13 protein-coding genes and 2 pseudogenes are annotated in these 25,619 nt (G+C 43.4%); 13 read left to right on the forward strand and 2 right to left on the reverse strand.

The genetic code is table 11. From position 1 onward, the window contains the following. The 13 genes and pseudogenes from IQP38_RS26655 to IQP38_RS26980 all read left to right on the forward strand — a co-directional run. The coding region (locus IQP38_RS26655) for a tandem large repeat (RefSeq protein ID WP_228010131.1) at positions 1–1,561 on the forward strand (1,561 nt) is incomplete at its 5' end. Between the two features lie 767 nt (positions 1,562–2,328). Next, positions 2,329–4,029, forward strand: a pseudogene (locus IQP38_RS19895) (hypothetical protein). Positions 4,030–4,032: 3 nt separating this feature from the next. After that, positions 4,033–5,112, forward strand: coding sequence for a hypothetical protein (locus tag IQP38_RS19900; protein ID WP_193837935.1), 1,080 nt, complete (start codon positions 4,033–4,035; stop codon positions 5,110–5,112). A 740-nt stretch (positions 5,113–5,852) separates the two neighbouring features. Then, a complete protein-coding gene (locus IQP38_RS19905; protein WP_017635776.1) occupies positions 5,853–6,281 on the forward strand; it encodes a hypothetical protein in 429 nt (142 codons plus the stop codon). A 325-nt stretch (positions 6,282–6,606) separates the two neighbouring features. Continuing rightward, positions 6,607–7,851, forward strand: a complete 1,245-nt coding sequence (locus tag IQP38_RS19910; protein WP_017635775.1) for a tetratricopeptide repeat protein — start codon at positions 6,607–6,609, stop codon at positions 7,849–7,851. Beyond that, on the forward strand, positions 7,851–9,275 hold the full coding sequence (locus tag IQP38_RS19915) for a toxin-antitoxin system YwqK family antitoxin (RefSeq protein WP_053304432.1): 1,425 nt from the start codon (positions 7,851–7,853) through the stop codon (positions 9,273–9,275). Before IQP38_RS19910 ends, IQP38_RS19915 begins: the two co-directional genes overlap by 1 nt. 56 nt (positions 9,276–9,331) lie before the next feature. Beyond that, positions 9,332–10,309: a toxin-antitoxin system YwqK family antitoxin gene (locus tag IQP38_RS19920; protein ID WP_228010132.1), complete on the forward strand. Its 978-nt coding sequence runs from the start codon at positions 9,332–9,334 to the stop codon at positions 10,307–10,309. A 443-nt stretch (positions 10,310–10,752) separates the two neighbouring features. Next, a pseudogene (locus tag IQP38_RS19925) lies at positions 10,753–11,418 on the forward strand (hypothetical protein); the annotation flags it as partial. 3 nt (positions 11,419–11,421) lie between these two features. Further along, positions 11,422–11,979, forward strand: coding sequence for a hypothetical protein (locus IQP38_RS26665; RefSeq protein ID WP_228010133.1), 558 nt, complete (start codon positions 11,422–11,424; stop codon positions 11,977–11,979). After that, entirely contained in the window at positions 11,906–12,862 is a 957-nt protein-coding gene (locus IQP38_RS19930) for a hypothetical protein (RefSeq protein ID WP_228010134.1), read from the forward strand. The genes IQP38_RS26665 and IQP38_RS19930 overlap by 74 nt, the downstream gene beginning before the upstream one ends. Positions 12,863–13,259: 397 nt before the next feature. Next, on the forward strand, positions 13,260–14,927 hold the full coding sequence (locus IQP38_RS19935; RefSeq protein WP_193837937.1) for a hypothetical protein: 1,668 nt from the start codon (positions 13,260–13,262) through the stop codon (positions 14,925–14,927). Positions 14,928–14,930: 3 nt separating this feature from the next. Further along, a complete protein-coding gene (locus IQP38_RS19940) occupies positions 14,931–16,373 on the forward strand; it encodes a hypothetical protein (RefSeq protein WP_193837938.1) in 1,443 nt (480 codons plus the stop codon). A 12-nt stretch (positions 16,374–16,385) separates the two neighbouring features. Next, positions 16,386–21,011, forward strand: a complete 4,626-nt coding sequence (locus IQP38_RS26980) for an OmpA family protein (RefSeq protein WP_322621760.1) — start codon at positions 16,386–16,388, stop codon at positions 21,009–21,011. A gap of 72 nt (positions 21,012–21,083) precedes the next feature. On the opposite strand, the gene IQP38_RS19950 is transcribed toward IQP38_RS26980, so the two are convergent. Together IQP38_RS19950 and tssH are read right to left on the reverse strand one after the other, a co-directional pair. Then, positions 21,084–22,715 (reverse strand): sigma-54-dependent Fis family transcriptional regulator, encoded by a 1,632-nt coding sequence (locus IQP38_RS19950; protein WP_054576094.1) that lies wholly within the window; start codon positions 22,713–22,715, stop codon positions 21,084–21,086. Then, a complete protein-coding gene (gene tssH, locus IQP38_RS19955; protein WP_193837994.1) occupies positions 22,702–25,380 on the reverse strand; it encodes a type VI secretion system ATPase TssH in 2,679 nt (892 codons plus the stop codon). The genes IQP38_RS19950 and tssH overlap by 14 nt, the downstream gene beginning before the upstream one ends. Positions 25,381–25,619: the final 239 nt, after the last annotated feature.

Here is a 25,619-nt window from a genome sequence, read left to right on the forward strand (position 1 = left end):
AAACACCGGTAGCCAGAACACGGCTTACTCCATGCCGATCACACCAACCTTAGCTATTACGCCAGTGGGTAATGTGGATGAAGCGCATGCCGCCACGCTACAATTTGAAGGTACGTCGACACGTTTTGATGGTCAGTCCCTGCGTCTTGAAGTGAAAGCCCAAGGCGGCGCGACGGTATTGAAAAGCAGCAGCGCAACGGTACAAGCCGGTGGCACTTGGACCAGTGACGCAATGGACATGAGTCACCAAACCAACGGCACTTATACCGTGATGGTGACAGGGACGAACTCAGCGGGCATTGAAGTAAGTGAAAGTCAGAGCTTTACTCTCGCGCAGTCTCTGCCAACGCTGACTAACGTGACGTTTACGCCTGAGCACCAAGCCATCGGCCAAAGCGTGACGGTAACGCTGGAATTCGATAAAGATCTGCAATCCGCCGCAGCGGAGTTAGGTGGTACAACGATCACTTCATTAGTGGCAACCGCGGACCCAAGTGTTTGGACTGGTGATGTGGTGGTACCAAGCACGTCAGAGCTCAATGTGGGGTTGCTTGTTCGTGACTACCAAGACTTATCAGGGAATACCGGTAGCCAGAACACGGCTTACTCCATGCCGATCACGCCGACCTTAGCTATTACGCCAGTGGGCAATGTGGATGAAACGCATGCCGCCACGCTACAATTTGAAGGCACGTCGACACGTTTTGACGGTCAGTCCCTGCGTCTTAAAGTAAAAGCCCAAGGCAGTGCGACGGTACTGAAAAGCAGCAGTGCGACGGTACAAGCCGGTGGCAATTGGACCAGTGACGCGATTGATATGAGTCACCAAACCAACGGCACTTATACCGTGATTGTGACAGGGACGAACTCAGCCGGCATTGAAGTGAGTGAAAGCCAGAGCTTTACACTGGCGCAGTCTCTGCCAACGCTGACTAACGTGACGTTTACGCCTGAGCACCAAGCCATCGGCCAAAGCGTGACGGTAACGCTGGAATTCGATAAAGAGCTGCAATCCGCAGCGGCGGAGTTAGGTGGCACGACGATCACCTCATTAATGGCAACCGCGGACCCAAGTGTTTGGACTGGTGATGTGATGGTACCAAGCACGTCGGATCTCAAATTGGCGTTGCTTGTTCGTGACTACCAAGACTTATCAGGAAATACCGGTGGCCAGAACACGGCTTACTCCATGCCAATTACACCGACAATACACCTAGACGTTATCAACGATGTTACTGGAGTGGAAAGCGTGACAGTAAGTGGTAGCAGTGAACGGTTTGAAGATGGTGAGTTCATAGATATTAAAGCAGTCGACGCTGATGGTACAGAAGCCACAGGCATGGCTACCGTGCTTTCAGACTCATGGACAACTGATTTAGATCTTTCAGGACTGAAGGAGGGGGTAGTGACGATTTATGTAAATGGTACCAACAAGCTTTCCGCCTCTGCTGAAGAGGCTCAAGCAACATTTAACTATGATCGTTTCGCAAGTACAGCCTCCTTAGGTGCTGTTTACAACCGATATTTTAGTGAGAACAAAACTTTAAAAAATGCGGCATAAATAAAGCGAGCGTTTAGCTCGCTTTATTTCTTTGGGACTTTTTGTGATATTTATCAAAATAATTGCCTTTATTGATAAGTTACTCGAATTAATGAATCGTCTTAATACAAGGCTGAATAACTATAATAACTAGGCCAATGTTGCTTTTAGGTGTGTATGACGTGATTGTGATGGTCGCTCGGCAGGTGCTGTGGTGAATGTGTCGTGTTGAAAATCTTTTTAAATATTATATATTTACGATCGTTTCTATACTTTGAGTATAGTGTTCTGCATGAGGTCGATGGGTAATACCTCACCTCTTTAACTCGCGATGAAGCAAATTTAATCCTAGCAAGCTTCAGAGCAGTTACTTTTGTGAGTGCGTAATGCGCTCACCTTTTTATTTAAACTTCCTCAGTAACAGTCAATTTGTTGTTTGTTGCTGAGGAGGGCACCTCATAAACTTCTGAATTTCCTCGTACTTACCTGAAGCGCACGTTACTACGATTTTTGTTAACTTCAGTCCATAAATTAAATTTTTTTAGATAGTAAGATTTTACCATTTTGACAGAGTGGGTGATGTTACTGGCTTTTATAGTGGTCAAATCGCATGTTTTGATAGCAAAAATGACCATTTTTTTGGTGTTTTTGATTTCGGGCGATTTTTCTATCTCTTTGAAAATAAATGGCTAAGTAAGTAGGATACGCAGACCAAATCGTACTTGTAAGCCTTATCAGCTTAATTGTCACCGCAGCCATATTTACGATGTTGGTTGTGGAGAATTCAAATGCATTTAGTTTGCAAATTTATACCTAGCTCGAAGCTATCCTCCAACGAGCTATCTTATGTTCTTACACCGGACGAGTGTATAGGACAGCTTTCGCGTTTGCGAAATTCAGATGACATCCTTAGAAACCTCCCTAAAGAATTGGCGAAAAGATTTCCATCTCTGCCAAAAAAACGACCAGCGCATTGCTAGCAGCTATAAGAATCGAATTGGGAAAAGGCAATTGGGTGTCATTATCTACCGTTGCTCGTCGGTCGCCATTGACGGACTCTCAGCTGCAAAGCTTCCCTAGACTTAAATCACTCGTTGACTCTGTATCTGCTTCGAATGAAAGCAAAGTTTTTAAAGCGGGTTACTGACGATGTTGCTCTAGTTCGCAGTTACACGCATGTACCTTCTGAGCCAAGCCCAGACCAAAAAATTGTTGTCGAGGTTGCAGGGCAGTGGTCTAGCAACGCGGCATGTTTGATGTTGGGAAAAACCGAAGCTCAAAAAGAAAAAGTGACTGTAGGCAAGGCTGATACAGAAAACAAACACCGCAGCCTCGCGACATTTAAAGATCTCGAAGCTGAGGGCAAAACGCTCTATATCAAAATCCCTTGCACTGATCAGCCTCAGCCAATTTTGCTTAAACTCGCCGAAGATATGCAACCCGTTGATAAAGAAATTCAAATGGATGAGTGGGATAACGTGTTGGTGCCTGTACTACCTATGCTAGAGGGCCCAAATGGACATGAGTTGGTTGCAGAAGGTTATTTCTATGTAATCTGGAATAACAAAGTTTGGCGAGAGGTTGAAGTTACACCAAAAGGCTACTTTGCTGATGTCGATTTAGAGTACTACAGAAATAATGATCCTGAATCCTCGATGAAAACACGACATGTCAACATTGATGGGGCCAACCTTGTACCAGACTACTATATTGGCGAAGAAGCATTTGAGATTTATCAATCCGGTCAGAAAGTGTATTCGGGACATCTAAGCCTTGATCAAGGTGCTAGGGTATTCCGCTTTGTAGATGAGGAAGTAGATGTTGTTTTTCCAGAATTAGATATTGATCCTATCACTGTTAAAACGGTGCTAAGCCCTTATAAAGCTGGCAAAGATGGTTTGCGTATTGCGCAAGGCGTTCCTCTACCGCATATTTGGGTGCCATATAAAGTCGCGGGAAAAGCACAAGAATGTTATATCCATTACTCCGAGTTGGCTTTGACAAACACGGAACTGTCTGAGCTAGAGAGTGATCCTGCTTCAATTGCTAAGTCTCTTTCAGAGTTGCAAATATACTCCTCATCCCAAAGCTTTAATAATGCGGGCGAGAATATTATTCCAGTTTCCGGTACCGCATCGACAGGCATCGGCAGTGGAGTCATCAACGAACACAAAGAGAGCAATATCGCGGGGCTTAAGTTGGCTCCAAGAGGCGCATTGCCTTCTATACGTTACCTTTACGAGCCTTTGACAGATCAGCCGGACGATTTCTTTGGGCTTCGTAACATAGAACAGGATTTGATTCACAAATCGTACTTTCGTTCAGCAATGAAAGATGACGATGGTTATATGACGCTTCGGTTCGCATTCCCGCCGGAAGAGGTCAAGAGCGTCGATATTGTTCGAGGTGTTCATTCGAGCCTCTCCACCGGTAGCCAACGTCTTGTCGTTGTAGAAGAAAATGTACCCATTTCAGAATTGCTAGGTTAAACCATGAAGAAAATACTATTACTGTTGCTTGCTGCTTTATCGATAGCGGGTTGTAAAGATGACGGCCGCACTTACATTGGTGAACACAACTATTACACCATGGAGCCAAGTGAGATCTTTAAATCTGACTCTGCGACATACCAACAACGTGACTTTCCTCGTTACTTTATCCATCGCGCCAAAGAATGGCCAAGGGAAGACTTAAATGACGCGAGCTCTTACGATTTGCCACGCGTTCAGTTTACTTGGGCCAACTTATCAAACGACTCAGGCTATGAGCCAGACCCTATGTATAATGAATACGAAGGACGAACCAAAATTTGGAGTATGAAGACTGATGGCACCGATTTACGTTTGGTGACCGATTTGCCATGGCTTGGCGATGGTGACATAACTGTTGATAAAACCAGTCGCTCGCCAAACAATCGTTACGTTGCAGTCGGTTTTGGTTTGACTAACTACCTTTTTGATATCAAAAACCAGAAGCTGATTAAGCTGCCACATGATATTGAAGGCCCTTCCGGATTTTTATGGGCGGAAGATAGCAGCTACGTTTATTACCGCACTGGTAAGGTTGGTCGTGTGGTTTATAAGTGGGATATTGCTAAAGGTGAGGCGGAAAAGACCGATCTTTACATCAGTGATACTGGCTTCATAAAGGACGGGAAAAGATATCAGGTAAATGATTTTGCTGCGCTTATTTACGATGCAAATACAAATCAAAAAGCAAAAGCAGTTTTTTGGGATAAGGACTTAGCGACGAATAAATCAAAAGCGGATTATAAAGCCATAAGTCCAGAAGGGGACATTGTCTGGGCGGCTAATCGCAACTATCACAATGTGTTTATTGTTGATTTAGCAAATGGTAAACAGATTGAGCGTGATGGGGCAATGCAATATGCCATCGGTCTAAATAAACGTTTTTCTTTGACGAATTATAACGCGATGCTGATGTCAGTACAGAACAACCAGACAAAACAAGCGTGGAGTTGGTCTCCGTTGGGTTACAGCCGCACGTTAGACCCCGCCATTGTGTATAACCTCTCTGCAAATCATGGCAACTGGTTTAAGGAGGCTAAATAATGGCCAGAACCTACGATGATGAAATCTACTTATTTGGCGCTTTATTCTACAGCTACAATACGGATGAAGGTCGAATATTTGATTGGCATACAAAAACTGGGTTTGGCGTAAATTTTTGATTTAAAGGCGAAAACTTCAGTTTCGCTAGCTCTGGTAAGGTTGGGTACTTTAGTGTCTGAAACGAATTGATGGCAATATAGATAGCTGAGCCGTTACGTTAGATTACAATAGCTCTAAAGGATTTACCCTGCAAACCGTTTTACGTTACCGAAGCTTTATGAAAGTCAAAAATAAAAGTGATCGATTCAGTGTATATCACCGTTTGCCCCCGTATAACAGTCGTCGAGCGTGAAAGACGGATAGGGTGGCAATGGTATATTCTACGTACTGGCGAAATAGGCATTGACTTCAATATAAGTTTGTATGTTGGGCTATCGAATGATGGCTTATGATTTAGTGGAGCAACATAGCTTGTCACCAAAGGATCTGTATCTCAAGTTACTATTGTGCTTCCGTAGTTAGCTGTAGAGTGTTGCAAGCACCTACTGAAGGCAGTCTTTTCTGGCTCCAGTGAGGCTTTATTACCTAGGCTCAGACACAGACGTTTGTCTTCCATATAGAATATTCGAGCAAGATCACGGAAGTCCGGAAAGCGACTTATTCGCTAATATTTTAGTAAAACTGAAAGCTGAATCGTCAACTGATATAACGTAAAGTGTCTCATTTTTATGGGAGTACTAATGAATAGTTACGTTATTTTACATCGGGATAAGATTGCGGTGGCGATTGACCTAATGAGTGCAACATCGTCATCTGATATCAATAGGCTAAAAACGGAAGGCTTTTTCGTTGAAGAAGAAATGATTGATGCAAAGACAGATAGTGAGGCTATCAGAGTGTTTCAGTCTAGTGAAAGATGTCCGTGGAAGACTCTCCCTAGAAATAAAGTTCAATTGTGGTTGTTATACCTCTTTATTGCCCTTGGCGTGGTTATTAACGCCGCTGTTGGTGATTATTCTGAATTAAGAGAGGCTTGGGGCAGTACTGAGGTGTTACTTTACACCCAATTAAGTCTATTGGCTGCTATAGCGATGTGTCTAATTTATATGATTTCTAGATGTCTGAGAATACTGAAGGGACAAAATGATAAGGTCCTTTTAACTGATTAACCTCAAATTTTTGTCAACCATTCTTTGTCTGCGTCCCACAAGTCAGAGCTGGGAAATATACTCATATTTTTTAATCTGTTGGGGGCGTATTTGCCATGGCAACCCAATTAAAGAATGGATTAAGAATGAAAAAGAAAATATTACTCAGCTTGGGTTTGACGATTATAGTTGTCTCCGCTGTCGGCTACACCGCAACAAAATCCAACTTTGATGGAGCAATTTGTCGGACTAACTGGAGAAGCAATAATAGCTAGTTGTAACAAACGAATCGATAGCATTCCTTAAAAGTTACTTCCAGTAAATAAGATTTTAAAACAGAGTTCAAATGAATAATACATCAATCAAGCTTGCATGCCTTGCTTTTGCAGCAAGTTCATATGTCTATGCTCAAAATGAGCCGTTTGTTTATACCGATATTAAAGAGAAACGTGTATCCAGTGACACTGAAGGCATTGTCACCCATGGTTATACACCTGATGCGAGCATTTATTACGCATCTACGGTTGAAGAAGATGATAATGGTAACGTGCAAGTTCAAGGCGCGAGCTATATCGGAGACCCGGAATTCGACTGGGAAGTTGCAGACGGTTTCTATGCTTTTTGTGATGGCCATAAAGTGCAATTTGGTATCAACAAGTCATACATGGATTTCTACCTTAAAAATAGTGATTATTTGTTCACCTTTGGAGATGGAACTCGTCATTACTACCGTGTTGAGCATGGCGAAAATGCAGACCAGTACGCACCAACTATTGCTGCTAACAGACAATTTTTTCAACCTAAAGCGGCGTTCATTGATGCACTCAAAAGCAACAGTGCTGTGCATGTTGAGATCAATACTAAAGGTCAACTCAGCCAGATGACTAACGACTTTGACGATGATTTCCCTGTTAGTGGTCTCGCTGAAATGCTAACCCGCGTAATGAATCATTGCTCTGAAACTGCGCCTGAACTAGATATCACTTCATTGAGTAAGTCAAAGCAGTTGGTTGCCAAAGCTAAAGCGTTGACCAACACACGCTATTACGATGAGGCGAAAGCGTTACTAATTAAGGCATCTGAGATGGGGGACGGTGAAGCAAGTGCACTATTAGGCGATCACTATCAACTTTATGAAGAGGGCGATGCGCGCTGGAAATTGGCGCGTGAAGCAAGACGGTTGGGCGCAAAACAAGGTGACCCAGGCGCAATGTGCGCAGCGGGCGTTGACTATGTTCGCCTTGAACACAAGGACAGTGCCAATGGTGAGAAAGGCTTAGCTTTGTTACGACAAGCCGAGGCTAAGGGGGAAAGCTGTGCGTATTACAACTTAGGTTACATGTATTTAGAAGGCATGGTAGTTGAGAAAGATCGGGAGCGAGGGATTGAGTATCTTAAACTTGTTGCGAAAGAATCCGCATCAGCGCTGAACATGTTAGTTCAAGTGTACCAATACATGCCAAAAGAGCGTGATGCGGAAGTGTATCCTTGGGTCAAACTCATGATCGAAAAATATGATTTTGATATGAATATGAAGCCCATCATCTGTAACCGTAGCCCTGAAGTTTGTAACGAAGAGGATAAACGATAATGCTGTTATTAGGCTCGCCTTATAAAAAAGCCTTGTCATTAAGCATGACAATAGCACTAATGAGTCAGTGCTTACTGTTTTCATTGTCGGTATCGGCGACTCCATTCAATGACCTTGAGTTTGAACGTAATATACGTAATCGAAACGATGTGACGGCGCTACTAAAGGTAGATAAGAGCCCTTATACCGGGGTTGCAGAGTCTTTTTATGATAATGGGACTAAGCGTGCTGAGGCTTATTACTTAAATGGAAAGCAGCATGGACCAAGCTTTAGTTGGTTTGAAGATGGTCGCTTAGAATCAAAAAGCCATTGGCTTAATGGTAAGAAACACGGTACTGAACAAGAGTGGAAAATAGATCGTTCTGTTAAGAATGACCAAGGCCAGCCAAGCTATTACCTCGAAGAGCTCAATACCTATCAGTATGGTATTTATAACGGCAAACAGAAGTTTTGGCGTGAAGGTCGTCTTTATCGCGAGGTGCAGTATGTAAATAACAAATACCAAGGTGATAAAAAGCAATGGGATATTGATAAACAAGGCAATCGATATCTTTCTAGCGACGAACAATACGTTGACGGTACCAGAGCGGGGTTAAGTCGCAGCTACTTTGCTGATCATCGCCTCAAAGGAGAAGAGTATTTCAATCGCGGAAGGGAAGACGGCATGGTGCTCGATTATGATATCGACATGATTGATGGTGTTGCGCGATACAATGAGAGGTCTTTTTATTTTAGAGAAGACGGCAAATACGAAGGGATTAAGTGGGAACATTACAAAGGTAAGATTCGTTCGATATACAGTACCCGTGATGGGCAGAACTATGGTTTTATCCAAAGTTATAATCCTCAGGGTATATTACTGAGTATGAGACCGACGCTGACCGGCAAGTGGCTTCGATATCATCGAAACACGAACTTACTTTCTAGTGAGAAGTATACCTTTGGTGGTCACTTTGATGATTTGCAATATACCTGGTATGACTCAGGCAGTATTGAAACGATAGACCGCCTTGATATAAATAAAAAGGGACCTTATAAATCAGCTTATATTGGTATGGCTGAATGGTATAAAAATGGTAATCAAAAACATGAGATAAAAGCGACTAAGAATCCGGAGAGGTATTCAAAAACATCTTGGTACGGTAACGGGCAGATTAAAACACAAGGTATTATCGTTCGTGATGGCGAAATTGGTACACATAAGGCGTGGTACAAGGATGGCCAACTAAAGAGTGAACTAAGTTACGTTATTGAAAAGAATAGGTGGGGTAATCGGAGTGTATTGAATGGTGAAGCAAAGCAATGGTACAGCAATGGTCAACTGAAAGAGCAAGCTCACTATGTTAAAGGTCAGCTCGTTGGCAAGCAGACAAAATGGTTGGATGACGGAACGTTGCATTCAGAAAAATCATGGAGTCTGTAATCATAATGGATCTAATACAGAGTATTAAAAGCGTTTATATGTTGGAAGAGACAAGTATGTACGATAAAGCACGCCATTTTATTAAACATGGATTGCTGGCCTTGTGTTTAATTCCGCTGGTTGCTAATGCAGCTATTCTTGAATTTAAAGGTGAAAAAGAAATGCTTGCTTATGAGCGAGGTCATACAACACCTTTCACGGGCACTGACTTACAGTACTTTATGGATAAAGATGAGCCTGAGCAATCTTTGAATAAGCTTAGTGAAATCACCTATGTTGACGGTAAAAAGCACGGTGAAGAGAAGTTTTGGACTTATTCTGGTCGCCCTAAAATGTTGAATACTTATGAGCATGGTGTGTTGAATGGGCGCGCTGCTATCTGGTACACACACCTGATTAATCAGATGGCATGGGAAGGTCAGTATCTCAATGGTAAAAAACACGGATTAACCAAATACTGGGACACATATGGCCGTAAGCAATGGTTCATCAATATGAATCAAGGTGAGCGTCATGGGTTAACACAGGGTTGGGACGGTAATGGTACGCTGATATTCAGCGGTGAGTTCGTAAATAACCGACAGCAAGGTACGCAAACTTGGTATTACAGCAATGGCAAGCTGAAACAGCGAACTACGTTTACTGTCGGTGAATATAACGGTAAACATGAACACTGGTTTGAAAATGGCAACATTGCTGTCCAAGCCAAATATGTTAGTGGGAAGCTTGAAGGTCGGGAACGTTATTGGTATCCGAATGGTCAACTGAAAAGTGACGTGACATACAAAGACGGTCTTAAGCAGGGCAAAGAGTCAATTTGGTATAAAAATGGGCAATTAATGCGCACTGCTGAGTATCAAGCTGGTTTGAAACAAGGCAAGCAACAAACTTGGTACAAGAATGGTAAACCGCAGTCAACCAGCCACTTTACCCAAGGTGAGCTTAATGGTGAAGAACTACTTTGGACTGAAAACGGTGTAAAAACTCAGTTCATCTACAAAGATGGAGAAGTCACTGAGTTTACAATGCTATAAACGATTTGAGTTTGTAAGTTTGAATGGGAAGGCTCCTCAGTTTTTACGCTTTTTAGTAGTAGGGACGGGTAAATAAACATCCTGTTTTTACTTCGATTGGATGTGTGATTTATAAACACCCTTTCAACTATACTGGTTGCTTATTGGAGTTTTGTTGCTTAAATCGATGGAATTAAATCAATAAGCTGCGATCTGAACGAATTCCAAGGATCGTCGTAGATTAATGCTTAAACCTCGAAACAAAACAGTTATATGGGACCAGTGTAATACAGCCCTAATCAACCTTTGCTCTCTGATCTTTTGGATTGATGAGAGCCATAGTCGAATGGAAGAAAAACAAAGAAGGAAAGTACTCTAGGCCCAATTGATTCAATGATTTAGCTATTGTTACGGTATTAATGTTCAATTACATCAAAAACTCAATTTACGACTAGCCTGAGCCGATCAAGGTCATCCTCTCACCAAAGCAAAAGCGCTTTGCTCAAATTGAAGCATTAGAATCGGATGCTGCTTTGCTAGATAAATCCAGCACGCCATTAGATGAATTAAGCAGTTACAGTGACGCACAGTCATTCAGTGCAAAAGAGTATACTTCCGATATAGACAGCGCAACCATCCACAAAGTTACCGAAGACGACATGCCATGGCTGAGTGACCAACAAGCCATAGTACGCAGTTACGACCAGAGTAATACGGTCATTGCTTATGTGGATGGAAAAAACAGTGGTTTTCAATTGTCAGTTGAAACTGGGCTGATCGATTTTAATACCCCTGTCGTTCATTATGCGGTGATATCTGATAGTGAAAGTGATTGGGTACTGAGTGAATCGCTTCAATATGACCAAGAAAACCCACATTTTGCGTCGGCGCAGCTCGGTGGTTTTCCCCAAAAAGGAAAATTCACTTTACAGATCACCTCTCCAGGTTATACCCATCACTCGGAACTGGTTTTTCAAGACTTAACTCTTGAGCAAATACAGAATTGGTCGACTCCGACTCAAATGGCGGAAAGGGTAGAGCCCGAGCCAGAACGTAGCGAACAAGAGCTGAATGCAGAAGAGAATCTCAGCCAATATATGTCGCTGTGGAAACAAGAATTAGGAATGTAAGTTATGAATAAAAAAGTCATATTTGGCTTGACCGCATTAGCCATAGCTGGCGTTGGGATAGGCAGTGCTTATAGCCCACAAGTTAGGCAATGGTTAGATGAAAGAGCGATTGCACAAGCGGAGCAAGAAAAATATAACAAAGCGCTAAATACAGTAGTTTCTTATATGGGGCTCTTCGATGGTTGGACATCAGAGAAAACAGATTGGATATTGGAAGTTGCAGATCCACGCACCGCGCCGTTGGCTCAGTGGGACAACCCCGGAGAAAAGCCGCAAATCATTACTCAGATTTATCGTGCAGAAAACCGCAAACAAGCTGGTTTATACACCATGAATTTAGACGGCAGCAACCTGCAAACCTTGCTGACCCCAGAAGAAGTTGGCAGCCTAGTTGGGTTTACCAAAAACTTGCGCCCGCAGCGCTCACCAAATGGCCGCTTCTTATTTTTTAACATGGGGTTATTCGCATCGTTAAAAGGTTGCGCCGTTGCAGATCTTAAAACCCGCCAAATTGAACGCTTTGGCGGCGGTTGTAACTTTGGTGGCTGGCTGGCTGCCTGACAGCAGTAAAGCTTATATGTCGAAACTCGGTAAGGCGTATGAATTTGATACAAAAAGCATGGTTATGAGTGAGCTGCCGTTGGCTTTACCTAACCCAGATTCTCCTGAACTGAGAAAGAAATGGCTGGATGGTAACGAGCATGCTTATGATGAACCTATAAGAGTGCAACTTTTGAATCAAGGAAAAGAGCTACTAGTAACAGCAAGAACTTCCCATAACAAAATTGTATTAGGTCGGGCCGATGAGGAAACCAATCTCGTCTATCAAGTTGGCGACTGGCAACATTACAAGGAGGAGCGTTATTACCCTAAGGAATGTTATTTAGCCGAAGAGCGGAGAAAGTACAATGCCGTTACAGATTATATCTACTGGCGGGAGGACGGCGGTGCGTTTAGTTGCAACACCAAGGATAGTTATCGTTCATTTAATACTCGAGCAACCGACAAAGCCTTACCTTTGGCTAGTAAAGACAGCCGCTACACGTTGCAACTCGGCGTATTAAGTGGCAAGGATGCGCCTACCCCGAGACTGTATAGAGCGCGTCAGGCAGATGAGATCTCGCCGATTGATGTACTCTCTTACCAGTATAAACCGCCTGTAGAAGGCGATAGTGTTACTGGCTTCTCCCTTTTTGTTCCAGCGAGTTTGCAGCCTGACTTCTCTGATTATGATTTACGTCAGGAATTCCCAGCCTTACCAGCTCACGCTCAATACAAACAAGCTTTCGCCCGTTATCAGGAAGCACAGCAAGAAAAATGTAAAGAAATAGATTATGGAAAGTGGACATCACTTGAAATCGGACGTTGTGAAACCACATGCCAAATTGAAAGACAAGGCGATCATTTTGTGACGGCACACTGTTACTCAAATAAAGCTAAATAAGGAGTAAACTTCATGGCGAAATTAAACCTTAAAGTCAGTGGTGTTTACCTCCTAGGTCAACTTTTTGATGACATGGGACCAGTACCCAATAGTCGATATTTTCCCTGCGTAATAATGAATTTGTTAACTTCTGCTCAAAATTAAAAAAAATCCTTTTATTTGAATCCTTCTTTTTGATTTCAATGTCTAGTTGTTTTGTCTTTATCTGTAGTTAAAGTGACTTATTTGCTAGCTAATGTGTCTTTTGGTTGGCTTTCAGCTTATTTGTCGATTTTTCTATGTGATTGAATGTTATAAATTAAATTAGTAGCATTAGCGCACCAAATCGTACTTGTAAGCCTTATCAGCTTAAATGTCACCGCAACCATATTTACGATGTTGGTTGTGGAGAATTCAAATGCATTTAGTTTGCAAATTTATACCTAGCTCGAAGCTATCCTCCAGCGAGCTATCTTATGTTCTTACACCAGACGAGTGTATAGGGCAGCTTTCGCGTTTGCGAAATTCAGATGACATCCTTAGAAACCTCCCTAAAGAGTTTGCGCAAAAGATTTCACTTTCTTCTAAAAAAACGACCAGCGGATTGCTAGCAGCGATCAGAGCCGAACTTGGGAAAGGCAGTTGGGTCTCATTGTCTTCCTTTGCTCGTAGGTCGCCACTAACAGACTCTCAGTTGCAAAGTTTTCCTAGACTTAAAACACTCGTTGACTCTGTATCTGCTTCGAATGAAAGCAAAGTTTTTAAAGTGGGTTACAAGCAGGTTACTGACGATGTTGCTCTAGTTCGCAGTTACACGCATGTACCTTCTGAGCCAAGCCCAGATCAAAAAATCGTTGTCGAGTTTGCAGGACAGTGGTCTAGTAATGCGGCATGTTTGATGTTGGGAAAAACCGACGCTCAAAAAGAAAAAGTGACTGTAGGCAAGGCTGATACCGAGAACAAACACCGTAGCCTTGCCACGTTTAAAGATCTGGATGCTGAAGGCAAAACGCTTTATATCAAAATTCCTTGTTCTGACCAGCCTCAGCCAATCTTGCTTAAACTCGCCGAAGACCTGCAACCCGTTGATAAAGAAACTCAGATGGATGAGTGGGACAACGTGTTGGTGCCGGTGAGACCTTTGGCTTACTTAGATGGTAGCAACGACAAAGCAAAAGCTTCTGACCTGCGTGGTGGTTTCCTTTATGTGTTTTGGAAAGGAAAGCTTTGGCGAGAGATGGCGATAAACGAGAAAGGTTACTACCAAGATGTTGACGTCGAGTATTACCGCACGCTAGAGCAAGAAGAAAAGAAAAAAGACACACCTCAGGTAATACAAAGAAGCGCAAGCGGTTTTGCTATGGCGCATTTCTGGGCACCTTACAAAATATCGGGTGAAGTCCAACAGGGAGAAAATGGACTCAAGATCATTTTCTCACCAAAGCAAAAGCGCTTTGCTCAAATTGAAGCATTAGAATCGGATGCTGGTTTGCTAGAGAAGTCCAGCACGCCATTAGATGAATTAAGCAGTTACAGTGACGCACAGTCATTCAGTGCACAAGAGTTCACCTCCGATGTAGACAGCGCAGCCATCCACAAAGTGACTGAAGACGACATGCCATGGCTGAGTGACCAACAAGCCATCGTTCGCAGCTATGACCAGAGTAATACGGTCATTGCTTATGTGGATGGAAAAAACAGTGGTTTTCAATTGTCAGTTGAAACCGGGCTGATCGATTTTAATACTCCTGTTATTCATTATGCGGTGATATCTGATAGTGAAAGTGATTGGGTACTGAGTGAAGCGCTGCAATATGACCAAGAAAACCCACATTTTGCGACGGCGCAGCTCGGTGGTTTTCCCGCAAAAGGAAAATTCACTTTACAGATCACCTCTCCAGGTCATACCCATCACTCGGAACTGGTTTTTCAATACTTAACTCTTGAGCAAATACAGAATTGGTCGACTCCGACTCAAATGGCGGAAAGGGTAGAGCCAGAGCCAGAGCGTAGCGAACAAGAGCTGAATGCAGAAGAGAATCTCAGCCAATATATGTCGCTGTGGAAACAAGAATTAGGAATGTAAGTTATGAACAAAAAAGTCGTATTTGGCTTGTCTGCATTAGCTATTGCAGGCGTTGGGGTAGGCAGTGCCTTTAGCCCACAAGTTCAGCAATGGTTAGATGAAAGAGCGATTGCACAGGCGGAGCAAGAAAAATATAACAAAGCGTTAAACACGGTAGTCTCTTACCTAGGGCTAGCTGTTGGTGAAAAATCAGAGAAAACTGATTGGATATTAGAGGTTGCAGACCCACGCACCGCGCCGTTGGCTCAGTGGGACAACCCCGGAGACAAGCCGCAAATAATCACGCAGATTTATCGTTCTGAAAACCGCAAACAAGCTGGTTTATACACCATGAATTTAGACGGCAGCAACCTACAAACCTTATTGACCCCAGAAGAGGTTGGCAGCCTAGTTGGGTTTACCAAAAACTTGCGCCCACAGCGCTCACCAAATGGCCGCTTTTTGTTTTTTAATATGGGCTTATTCGCTTCATTAAAAGGTTGCGTCGTTGCAGACCTTAAAACCCGCCAAATTGAACGCTTTGGCGGCGGTTGTAACTTTGGTGGCTGGCTGCCTGACAGCAGTAAAGCTTATATGTCGAAACTCGGTAAGGCGTATGAATTTGATACCAACAACATGGTTATGAGTGAGCTGCCGTTGGCTTTACCTAACCCAGATTCTCCTGAACTGAGAAAGAAATGGCTTGAAGGTAATTGGGGGGATCTTGCCTATGACAAAATTAAAAGAGTTAGGCTGTTAAATGATGGGAAAGAGCTTCTGGTTAAGACAAGTACCTCACGTAGCAAAAAAGTTTTAGGTAAAGCCGATAAGGAAACTAATCTCATCTATCAAGTTGGCGAGTGGCAACATTACACTGTGGAGCGCTATTACCCTAATGAATGTTATTTACTCGAAGAGCGGAGAAAGTACAATGCCGTTGCAGATTATATCTATTGGCGGGAGGATGGTGGTGCGTTTACTTGCAACACCAAGGACGGTTATCGTTCATTTAATACTCGAGCAACCGACAAAGCCATACCTTTGGCTAGTAAAGACAGCCGCTACACGTTGCAACTCGGCGTATTAAGTGGCATGGATGCGCCTACCCCGAGACTGTATAGAGCGCGTCAGGCAGATGAGAGCTCGCCGATTGATGTACTCGCTTACCAGTATAAACCGCCTGTGGAAGGCGATAGTGTTAATGGCTTTTCCCTTTTTGTTCCAGCGAGTCTGCAGCCTCATTTTTCTGATTATGATTTACGTCAGGAATTCCCAGCCTTGCCAAGTCATTCTCAGTTTAAAGATGCCTATGCTCGCTACCTCGCATCTCAGGAACAAAAGTGCAAAAAAGTAACTTACGAAAATTCTTCTGGTGAAGATATCTTTCGATGTGAACGTACATGTCAAATTGAAAAACAAGGCAATGTTTTTGTGACAACACATTGCGACTCAAATAAGGTCAAATAAGGAGTAAACTACGTGGCGAAATCAAACCTTAAAGTCAGTGGTGTTTATCTCCTAGGGCAACTTTTTGATGACAGGGGACCAGTTCCAAATAGTCGATATTTTCCCCTACGCAATGTGTGCTTCGCGCATAAAGACGACAGTGAAGGCAGGACTGTCAGTTATGATGGCAAAGGTCACCAAACTCAAACACCACCAAAAGCGGCGCTACTGTACAGTGATGCACTCGGAAAAATTACCTATTTTAACGCGCCTGAATCATTAGATTTGGGGCAAAATTTGCCATTGCAAGGTAATCCTGCATCCGCAACAACGTTTGCCTCTGGCCACTCTCGTTTACTATTTTTTCCGCCTTATTTAGCGCCAATTCACCTTATGAGTGAAGAGGGCAAAGACGGTAAATGGCTGGCGAATCTGTATAATTCGCTTATCTCGGGAGCAGAAACTAAGCCTTTAGAAAATTATTATCAAGTTTCTGAACAAAGTGATTATTCCATCTCTGAACTATTACCAAGTAAAGAGGTCGGTGATAAACACTATGCTGCTGCTATCGGTAAACTTGAGGACTCGATAGAGAAAAAGCAGCTGAGTACGCTAAAAGCCATTGTATTACCTCAGAAATATACGATTGTGGTCCACTTCTCTGATGCCAACTTCGTTCGCGCGACGGTTACGCTGTCGAATTTTCCTTCACAGTTGCGAATTACAGGGGATGCAGGTGGCAGTAATTTAACCGCTGTGAGCACTGTTAAAGAAGTCAAATTCAAAGATATCGACGGCCAAGAAAAGAACATTTATAGCGCTACGTTCTGGGTAAGTTCTGATTCGATATTTAAACTCGACGAGGCGAGCCAGCATTGCCGTTTTGATATTGATCTCTCTACTGTGGACAGAAATGCAACAGCTTATTGGTTAAGGAAAGACTTTCAAAAAAAATACAGTTTTTGCGAACGAGTATTGCACTTACCAATCTCAACCCCGCTTGGGCGCAGTGCTTTGGTGAACGGTAATCCCATCTCGGTAGAGGAAGCACTGTTCAATCAAGCCTCTCACCTTTACCCCAACTTACTGGAAAAACTGAAACAAAGCCCAACTGATTTGCCTGAAAAACTCGCCAGTGAGTCAAAAAACGCAATTGCTCCTCAGATATGGCACAGTGTACAAAGCAATAAAGCGTACATTGAAAGTGCAGCCCAAACGATGCAACACAAGTTAAGTTGGCAAACCGTTGCCAAGGTTGCTGCGGCTTCTGTTGGTGGCAGTGCTGATAGCGAAATGAGAAATATTGCGGGTGCGACAGAGGCTTGTTTGTCCGTTATAAGTAAAGCTAATGATCTTTCAGCGAATACGGCTGCATTTGGCCAGAGTCAAATCGATATGATTAAGTTGTTCGGTGACAAAGGCAATATCTTATTTGACAAGTTGAAAGATAAGATCAATTTGATTGAAGTGCCTTCGCAGTGGCGTCAGTTATTACAAGATACTCAAATAGCGGAAAAAATCGGTAAAGGTTTCACTTTGGCTGATGTCATCATTAAAGGTGGAAACTTAGTCGAGGCTTACAACAAAGACGATAAGGCGAGCAAAAGGCTTGATTCTGTTGTGCTTGAGTACCTTGCGACTGTACAGCAGCCTGGAATGAAATCTTTGGCTAGTATTGGTGATAAGGCACTTTTGGACGCAGAGACTAAGGCACTTGAACAACTCAAAAACCTACTGCCCAAGCTTGGAGACAACGATGAGCTTTCATTAAATACCGAGGTTAAAAAAGGGCGACACATATTCGAATTAAGAAGCACGACGTTTGCTTTTGACCGTAGCGACTCAAATAACCCTAAAGCTAGAGCCAACTTAATTGAATTAGGGGGGATACTATCGCAAATACATCGCCCGATTCCAATTACGATAAAAGGTCACACTTGTTCGCGTGGGTCGATCGAATACAACCAGACTTTATCAGAAGAGCGAGCGAGTTATATACGAGAATGTATATTAGAAGGGATTACGTCTAACCAGGCCGTTTGGAAAACGTGCATACGTGCCATTGGTCTAGGTGAGCGAGAACCGCTTGTCCCCAATGATTCTGAAGATCAACGCCGACGCAATCGTCGCGTCGACTTACTGCTTCATTTTGAAGCAATCTTAGATTACCCAGTTTCTCGCGGTGGACTAACTGTCGTCGAAAAATCCCGTCAAATGATGATTGCTAATGAGATGCAGCTTGACGCGGCCACTTTAGATGCAATAGAACTTGCCCTTGATACTGCCCTTGATGTGGCTTCAGTAACGCCTTTGGGAGCGACTGCTAACTTTATTTATACGGTGGGCAAGGCAGGTTCTTCGCTGTTCTCAAATCTTTATGATTTTATTACTGAAGAAGCAGACACTTTAAAGCTACGAAATAATCTTGAAAAAATACAATACCAAAATATTGTCTCTCAAGAACAAATATTGTCATTTGGTTCAGAAAGTCTCTCTGACGAGATGAAGTCAAGTTATTACAAACGTGCTCACGCGCTGAATGGCTTGAGTCGATTATTGCTTGAACGAAACTATCAAGAAATGTCAGGCGACCATAGCAACGTTTCGATAGAAAATATTAATGATTACATTAAACTTTTTTTGCTCAACGATCAGTGGCAACTTAATGAAAATGGTTTTGGTATGGTCCACCTTGATGAGTTCTTTATGGATTCAGACTATGCACAAGCAGAGCTATCACTCCTAAAAGCCAGCACTTATTCTGCTTACGCACAGCTAGGGGCAAGTATTGCGGGCAGACAGTTGAGCGATTGGTACTCTGACGCTGAGGATAGTGAAAGCCCAAGACCATTTATGGAATACAGCCCAATTCACTACATGGCATCCGCTAATACTCAAGCGCTTGTCAAAATGTTTGAAGTTCCCTTTAAAACTGAAGATCTGGAAGCGCTGTACAAAGGAGCTAAACAGTCAATATCTGTTAAAACGGCTCGTGATGGAGCACCAAAAAAATGGATAGCAATGGATGAGTTCCTAGCAGAATATGGGTCTTTGTCACCGTTTGATGAGGTTAGGATTATCGTCGTCTTAGCTAAAGAAGCGGTCGAGTCATTAGAGCCAGAAAAGCGCCGCTTTTTACATCGAGTGGGAATTGAGGTTCAAGCTCGCTGGAATTGGTCGAATTACTCAACTAAGACAGATGCGGTGATGGAAGGGTCCAAAATCGTCAATAAAAGCTCAGAGTACCTGCGAGATATTAAGCCGATAGTTGATAATTTAAATTTGACTTCTAAAGAACAAGCGCTGTTTAACCAGAAATCTGATGATGAAACTTGGGGCGTGATTATCGAACCGTCTTTTGTTTTTGGAGTCAACAAAATTAAGGGAACAAGACCGTGGATTCCGTCCGATTCGCCGAAAAACATATATTTGAACCGCTTGTTTGAAGAAGAAAATAGAGAATTACGCACCGGTGAGTTACCTCTAGAGTATGAGTACCTGGCGGGCATCAAAGGGGTTAATGATTCATTTGAACCTATTAATTATGACTTTTGGGGGACATGGGGGATTTCTACATTCGATCTTTCATTAAGCCCCTCTCGGCTTTATCAATTTGGTAAAAATAAAGACATTAAACATGCTGATCATTTGTTAGTTTCAGGAAGTTTCCTGTCAGCGCCTAAACCAGATGCAGATCAAGGTAGTTTCCCGAAAGTGTTTGATGATCCGACCGTTGAACTCCATATAATGCAGCAAGGTCTTGAAGGTAAATACTCTGATTTCGCGCGGTACTACAAGGAGGAGGTTGAGGATTTTGATTGGAGTAAGTGGGTCAATTGCCTAGCGGTCGTTAAGACTAAACACTGTCCTGATACACATTTCAGTAACCTAGGATTCGCGCCTGGTAAAGTGATAGGTGTTGAGGCCAAATTGCGAGCGGTTGAGCTTACAAACAATATTGATTTTCTACCTGGTGTGTCAGGTGGAACTCACTTCACTTTGGGTAAAGAGGAGTTATATCGAATAGGCACCATTGTTGAAAAAGATAATGAATGGCAGTTTGACGTAATGACCTCACAAAAGCATGGAGCACCATTAAAAACTGAGCTCTCCACTCAGCTAGAGAGCTTACGTCAATCTTATTCAAGAATGAGTTCGAATGAACTTAAAAGTCACGCTATCACCAACTTAGTTGGATTGCACCAGAAGACGGATATCTATGCACAGATTTTCAAGCCCGAATATGTCAATGTATTAGGTTCAAAAGTAGCTGGGCTTAAACCATTTAAGAGAGTTGAGAAGCTAGTTGATAATTTTCACGAATATATTGACCTTCAACTTGAACTTATTGGGCCTATTGGATCAGGTTTACATGCGCAATCAGAAAAATTAAAGCTTAATATACATGCCGTTGACCGTGAGGACATTCCAGTAACTTGGTATAAATGTAAGGATGAGCTAATCAAAGGGGCCGAAGAAATTCTGAAAATAGAGGATAAAACAGACTTATTTTCGAGACAAGAAATAGTAAGCCGTCTAGGAAAAACGCACAATGAGTTTCGACCTATTTTAGAATGGCTGGACAAGGGTGAAGCTAGGCCGAATAGGTTAAGTGATGACCAAATTGAATTGATAAATGATTGGATTTTAAATAAATAAAAAACCGCCTTCGGGCGGTTTTTCTTTTCTTATGACTTCATACTGAATTTAGAATTTTCTTTTTAAGCCCCATCAACCCGCTGCAGAAATGTCGTATTTCTTCATCTTGTGGTTGAGTGTGCTCATTGGCAGCGCCAATTGCTCAGCGGCCTTCTTGGTGTGCCAATTGCAGGCATTTAAGCAATCGATGATTACTGTACGCTCGTATTGGCTGACAACGTCCTTAAGGCTCTTTGAAACGTCTTCTAAATCCACTTGTGCTTGCTGCTCGTAAGCAGGTTGCTCTGGGGTAGGTGAAGCTGCTTTCATGTCGATGCTTGGTACATCTTCTGGGATTTGTTCGCCAAACTCAATGTGAGTAATGGTTTCAAAATCGGACAGTAGCACCGAGCGCTCAATGATGTTCTTAAGCTCACGCACGTTCCCTGGGTATTGGTAGGCAAGGAGCTGTTTACGTACGTTGGCACTTAACCCTGGCGCTTGCGGCAAACCTAGCGTGTTGGTTGTGTGTTGCACGAAATGTTCAGCAAGGGGAATAATGTCCGACTTACGGGCTCTCAGGGGCGGCAATGTAATAGGGAAGACATTTAAGCGATAGAACAAGTCGGCACGGAATCCGCCATCTTTGATTTGCTGCATAAGATTACAGTGGGTTGCGGCGATAACGCGAACGTCCACTTCAATCTCTTTGCTAGTGCCGATTGGGCGAACTTTACGTTCCTGTAGCACACGCAGCAATTTTGCTTGTAGTAGCATTGGCATATCGCCAATCTCATCCAGGAATAGCGTGCCGCCGTTGGCTGCTTCAAACAAACCGACTTTGTCTTTGTCCGCGCCAGTGAATGAGCCTTTCTTATGGCCAAAGAGTTCTGACTCTAATAACTGCTCTGGGATTGCGGCACAGTTCTGTACGATCAAAGGTTGTTCTGAACGATTAGAGTTTTCGTGAATGTATTTCGCGATCACTTCTTTACCAGCGCCCGTTTCACCACGCAACAGAACGTCGACAGGAAGAGATAGCACCTTATCAAGACGATTCAAGACATTGAGCATTTCTTCGCTCTCTGCAATAGGACCTTGATAGGCTTTCTGGGTACGTTTTTTGAGCTGAGTGTTCTCGCGCACTAGGGCTTGATTGTCGGCATTGAGATTTTTTATTACTTGCCCGTATTGCTCTAACCAAACGGCTTGGCGAATATTACTCGCGGCCATACGACAAAACTCAGTCAATGCAGCTTCATTGTCGATAACACTTAAATCGAGCAAGACCAAGAGTCCAATGGTCTTACTTTCGCTATCAATCAAAGGCCAAGCCAGTAAGTTCTCGCTTTTTAGCCCTAGCGTCTGTTCTGTTTGATAGATGCTTTCGCAGTCATAGCCGTTGTACTTATACAACTCGTTAATCAACACCACTTCACCATTACGAATGGCAAAGTTAAATGGATCGTTCTCACTAGCGGAATCAATCTGCAATGCCTCCCAAGGGTGGGAAACAATCGTTTTATCGTTATGGTGAGCGGTACTTGGAATCAACGCCTGGCCAGTCTGGTCCAAAACATAAATGATGCCGTGCTTTGCGAGGGTCATTTGTCTCGCAGCGGTCAACACAGCATCCAAGGTTTGGGTAAGCTGGCTGCGATCAGCCAAAGACTGACTGATCGCAAGTAGGGCGTTACTAAGTTCGCTATGGTTAGCTGAACGCATAGGTTAGTGTTCCTTGCTCATCGACAGACACTTCGATTTGCGTATGTGAATCATCCTTGTCATGCACTAATAGCTGAGTCGATAGTTGCGGCAGCAACTGACGGTTGATGACCGCGTCGATGTTACGCGCGCCCGTTTCAGCAAGGCGACAGTTACCTAGTACGAACTCAACCAAGCTGTCTTCGTAGCTTAGCGACAACTTGTGATGGCTCTGTAGACGCTGAGAAACTTTGTTCAGCTTGTGGTGAATAATTTCTGTCATTGCTTCATCAGACAGCGGAACAAATGGTAGTACTGACATACGTGCCAACAGCGCTGGTTTGAAATGTTGGTTCAATGTAGGGCGAATAGCTTCTGCGATGATGTTTGCATCGATGTCTTTTGATTGATGAACCAAAGATTCAATCTCGTGTGTTGCAAGGTTACTGGTCATGATGATCAGCGTGTTCTTGAAGTCGATGGTTCGGCCTTCGCCGTCGTTCAGCGTGCCTTTGTCGAACACTTGGTAGAACAGGTTCAACACTTCAGGGTCGGCTTTTTCCACTTCATCAAGAAGAACAACAGAATATGGACGTTGACGAACCGCTTCTGTCAGCATGCCGCCTTCGCCGTAACCTACGTAACCCGGAGGTGAACCAATTAGGCGAGATACCGTGTGCTTCTCTTGGAACTCAGACATGTTAATGGTCGTCATAAAGCGCTCACCACCAAACATTTGATCAGCAATTGCACGAGCAGTTTCGGTTTTACCCACGCCACTTGGGCCAACCAGCAGGAATACGCCTGTTGGTGCGTCTGGGTTGCCTAAGCCTGCTTTTGCGGTTTGAATGCCTTCAGACAGTGCATCGATAGCGTATTCTTGGCCTTTGATGCTTTGTGTTAGGCTTTCTTTCAGCTTTAGCGTGGTTTCTGCTTCGTCTTGAAGCATCTTACCCATTGGAATACCAGTCCAGTCCGAGATCACATGGCTGACTTCATCTGGGCCCACTTCAAAGTGAACCAGTGGGTTGCCATTGCGGATTACATCTAGCTGTTCTTGGCAGCCCGAAATTGCAATGCGAACGGCTTCTTCATCCATTTCTGCATATGGAGAAACGTCTTGCTCTTGTTCTGAATCTTCGTCTGCAACAAGCTCTTCTTCGTTTGTTTCGCCAAAGACCAGTTCATGTAAGCGAGAGCGTAGAGCAATCATCTCTTGGATCTGCTCTTTTTCTTTGTGCCATTGCGCTTCTTGTTCTGCTAGCTCTTCTTTCGTTGTTTCCATTGCCAGTTTTAGGTCTGGAATGTTAGCAAGGTTGTGCTTGTCGCCAGTTTGCTGCAGAGCATCACGCTCAAGTGCTTCAAGCTCGCGCTGTTGAGCTGCAAGTTCTTGCTGCAGAGTCTCAACAGAAGCAGGAATGGCATTAAGGCTGATGTTCACTCGTGCACACGCCGTATCTAGTACATCGATCGCTTTGTCTGGCAGTTGACGGCCAGAGATGTAACGAGCAGAAAGTGCTGCCGCAGCAGTGATAGCATCGTCACGCACGTAAACGTTATGTGACTTCTCGTATGCTGGGCGCAGACCACGAATGATCAATGCTGCTTGCTCAGGAGACGGTTCGTCGAGTTTCACCAATTGGAAACGACGCGCAAGAGCAGGATCTTTCTCGAAGTACTTCTTGTATTCCGACCATGTTGTCGCAGCGATGGTTTTCACTTCACCACGCGCTAGGGCTGGTTTTAGCAAGTTTGCCGCGTCGCTGCCGCCCGCTTGGTTACCACCGCCAACAAGGGTGTGTGCTTCATCGATGAAAAGAATGATAGGGGTTGGCGAGTTTTTCACTTCATCCAATACCGCGTTTAGGCGTTTTTCGAATTCACCTTTTACGCTTGCACCAGCTTGCAGAAGACCCATATCTAGCCCGTAAAGCTCAACACCTTTGAGGTTGTCTGGTACGTCACCTTGTACAATCTTAAGTGCCAAACCTTCTACTACTGCGGTTTTACCAACGCCCGGTTCACCAACAGCAATAGGGTTGTTTTTACGGCGACGAGCAAGAATGTCCACGATTTGGCGGATTTCTTGGTCGCGGCAGAAAACAGGGTCGATTTCGCCTTTGCGTGCTTTACCAGTGAAGTCGGTTGTGAACTTGCTCAGTGCTGAGCCATCCTCACGAGCTTGTGTTTTCTCTGAAGTAGCAACTTGCGCCTCAATAGAGTGGCTTGTTAGCTCTGCAAAGTTACGCTTAAGGCTGTCAGGGTTTACCGCTTCAAGGATAGAGGCGTAACCATGTTTGCCGTAACGTAGTGGGTTGCTAACAAGAGTAAGGAGTAAGGCACCAGAGCGGATTTGTGTTTCGGATAGATCTAAAGAAGAAACCAGCCAGCTTTCTTGCAACCATTCGATTAATAAAGCAGAAAAAACAGGTTTGCTGCCATTTCCTTTGGCGTTGGTGTCGAGTGTGGATCGAACCGATTGTCTTAATAAGTTCTCAGAACAATCAAAATGACTTAATAAGACGTCAAAATCACTATTTGGCCTTTCTAATAGACTCAGTAAATAATGCTCAATTTGAACTTCGTTTGCTTTTTCAGAGACTGCAAGTGCAGCGGCGTCTTCTAATGCTACTTTTGCAATCGGGTGTAGACGCTGAATTAATGAAGAAAGGTTTATATTTATCATAGCCATTTTATTCTTTAGAGGAAAAGAGGTAGCAGCTATTATACTAAAAGTGATTGCGTTCTTTTTTTATCAAGATATTTTGACTATCGTTTGTTGGTTATTTTTAATGATTATTGTGACATTAATGTTTGTGGTTATTTTAATGGCGTTGTTATTCTAAATTAATTGATAGTAAAAGTGTCGGATTTATTAGTTTTAATGACTTTATTTACACGGTTTTATATGGTTATTTTAACTTT

It is taken from the genome of Vibrio sp. OPT41 (assembly GCF_015163595.1).
GTDB classification, from domain to species: Bacteria; Pseudomonadota; Gammaproteobacteria; order Enterobacterales; family Vibrionaceae; genus Vibrio; species Vibrio alginolyticus.